General features: G+C 59.0%; 3 protein-coding genes. 1 reads left to right on the forward strand and 2 read right to left on the reverse strand.

Annotation, left to right across the window (positions count from 1 at the left end):
- The first annotated feature begins 2 nt into the window (after positions 1-2).
- Entirely contained in the window at positions 3-824 is an 822-nt protein-coding gene (locus tag GTN70_06550; protein NIO16646.1) for an SDR family NAD(P)-dependent oxidoreductase, read from the forward strand.
- Between the two features lie 58 nt (positions 825-882).
- On the opposite strand, the gene GTN70_06555 is transcribed toward GTN70_06550, so the two are convergent.
- A complete protein-coding gene (locus GTN70_06555; GenBank protein NIO16647.1) occupies positions 883-1743 on the reverse strand; it encodes a WG repeat-containing protein in 861 nt (286 codons plus the stop codon).
- Between the two features lie 235 nt (positions 1744-1978).
- Positions 1979-2962 (reverse strand): hypothetical protein (locus GTN70_06560; protein ID NIO16648.1); only part of this gene is annotated, 984 nt, incomplete at its 5' end.

Genomic DNA, 2962 nt, shown 5'->3' on the forward strand with positions numbered 1-2962 from the left:
CCATGCAGGGGCTGAGGGGCAAGACGCTCTTTATCACGGGGGCAAGCCGGGGTATCGGGAAAGCCATCGCGTTGCGCGCCGCGCGGGACGGGGCCAGCGTAGCAATTGCCGCCAAAACGGCACAACCCCACCCAAGGCTCCCGGGGACGATCTACTCGGCAGCGGAAGAAATCGAAGCCGCGGGAGGGACCGCGCTCCCGCTGGAAGTCGATATCCGGTTCGAGGACCAGGTCCTGGCCGCTGTCGATCGGACCGTGGGGTGGTTCGGGGGGATCGACATCCTGGTGAACAACGCAAGCGCCATAAGCCTGACGGGGACCCTCGAGACGGAGGTCAAGCGCTTCGACCTGATGTTAGACGTAAACGTCAGGGGAACCTTCGTTTCCTCGCGGGCCTGCCTTCCCCACCTCTTGAAGGCTGACAATCCCCACATCTTGAACCTCAGCCCGCCCCTGGCGATCGAGGCCCGGTGGTTCCGGGACCACCTGGCCTATACGATCTCGAAGTACGGAATGAGCATGTGTGTCCTGGGAATGGCCGAGGAGTTTCGGGACCGGGGCGTCGCCGTCAATGCCCTCTGGCCCGCAACCGTCATCGCCACCGCGGCGATAACGATGCTCGGAGGTGCCGTCACGGAGAGGTTCTGCCGGAAGCCGGAGATCGTCGCCGATGCCGCGCATGCCATTTTGCTCCGGAACAGCCGGAGCTGCACGGGGAACTTCTTCATCGACGAAGAGATTCTAAAGGATGAGGGGATAACGGATTTCACCCGCTACGCGATGGATACAGAAACCACGCCCGCACCGGACCTCTTCCTGGACTGAGAGTCTTTGCCTTTGAACGAACGCTTTGCAGGAAAAAAAGGTTAACGGGCCGGGAACGCTACCTGTCGCTGACCCACACCCTGGCCAGGCCTTCCCTGAACTCCCCGGCAAAATCGAATTGAGGCTCGATCACGAAGCTGCCCGTCCTGTCGATGTATCCCCAGATCACCTCGAGCGCCGCCGGGGCGAGGCCCTCGGAGAAAACGCCGACATTTGTAAACCGGTTGGGTATGGCGGTGTTTCCCGTTCTGTCTATGAATCCCCACTTATCGTTTGCCTTGACGCCCGCCAGACCTTCCGAGAAGTCGTGGGCCTCATCGAAAGCCAGTTTGATGACCGCAGCGCCGCTCTGGTTGATAAAACCCCATTTGACCCCGACACGGACGCGTGCCAGCCCTTCGTGGAAACTTCTCGCTTCGTTGTACCGGGGCTTGATGACAACCTTGCCTTTCTTGTTGATAAACCCCCATACCCTGTTTATCTCCACGTTTGAAAGGCCCTCGTAAAATCCCCAGCTATTGTAAAACTGGAAGTTTTTGAACGTATTTCCCGACGCGTCTATATATTCCCACCTCCCGTTCGCCTTCACGCTTGCAAGACCCTCTCGAAAGCGGCTTGCAAACTCAAACTCGGGAGATATCATAACCGTTCCGCTCCGGTCGATGTATCCCCACCTGCCGTCGATCTGGACGCTCGCCTTTCCCTCGGAAAAATCCAGAGCGTCAACATACACCGGCTCTATGAACATTTCCCCGTACCGGTCTATAAAGCCCCATTTATCGGATACCTTAACCCTCGCCAGCCCCTCGGAGAAATCCCTGGCATCGTCGAATTCCGCCGGTATCACCTCTTTCCCCGCATTGTCGATGTACCCCCACTTTCCATCTTTCCTTGAACCTGTCACTTCCCTGATTGCCATGTGTGTTACCCCCGGATAACGATCACACCGGTCCAGAACAAGCGGTTTAAATCGCGCCGGGCGAAAGCCCTGGCGTTCCCTACCATTCTTTATCGGTACCGGACGCGAAAATGTAAACCACTTTTTTTGAAACTTTTACCCCCGTCACATGAAAAGAGGGAAGGCAAACGTGGACCCCGGCATCGCGGGATCGGCAAAGGATTGCCGTAAAGTGGATTTTCGGGGCCGGCCGCGGCTACCTGCGCTCGAGCAAGCGCTTTGCTCCGGCCATTGCCCTGAGCTTGCCGATGGCTATGTCTCGGTGAAGGTGGTTCATGCCGCAGGAGCTGGTTATCATGGTCTGGTCCGGCGCAAGCCAGCCGATCTGCGCGATGCGCTCCGCGATCTTTTCATCCGACTCCACGGCGAGGTCCTGCACATCTGCGGCACCGACCGCCAGCATCCTGTCACCCAGGATGCCCTCGTACCGGTCGGCGAAGTCGTACTCGACGAGCAGGACGTCACAGTTGATTTTGCAGATCAGCTCGGCCGGATATCGTCCGAAGTCGAAATATCGATGGCCGATCTGGCCGTCATAGTCCTCCCCCACGGCGTAGTTCCCCTGGCAGATGTGGACCTGGACCGACGCAGAAGACAGCCCTTCGACGGCCATGTTGATCGCGTCGACGGCAGCTGCGACCTCATCATCATCGACCGCGGCAAACAGCGGCTCGTCTATCTGCACGTACCGGCACCCCGCCTCTTCCAGGTCCCGAAAGTTTCTGTTGATCACCTTCGCCAGATCCTGCATCATCTTCGAGATATCCCCGTAGTGTTCGTCATAGGCGACCCTGGCGAGCATGTGGGGACCGGTCATGGTAATTTTGACCGCCCTTCCCGTCAGCCCGGAAACCGTTCGAAACTCATCGACCAGCCCCAGGTCGGCATATTCGATGGGACCCACGCATACGGCGGCAGGGTGGAACACGTTGGGGTCCTTGGGGGTTATGGGCTTGGGCCGGGTCTCCTTCGAAAAACCGGGGATCTTCTCCCAGAAGAAGTTGAGCATCGCGTTCGGGGGCGCATGCCGGTTGTTCGTCCTCCGGTGCATCTCACCGCCGTTTATGATATCGATCCCGGCGACCTCCTGGTCCTTTACCGCCGCCTCCGTGCAGCGCAGCTGCGCATCCTCCATGTCCTCCCGGGAGAGCTTACCCTCCTCAACCTGCTTCTCGAGGGC

Source organism: Deltaproteobacteria bacterium (genome assembly GCA_011773515.1).
GTDB lineage: Bacteria > Desulfobacterota > Deferrimicrobia > J040 > J040 > WVXK01.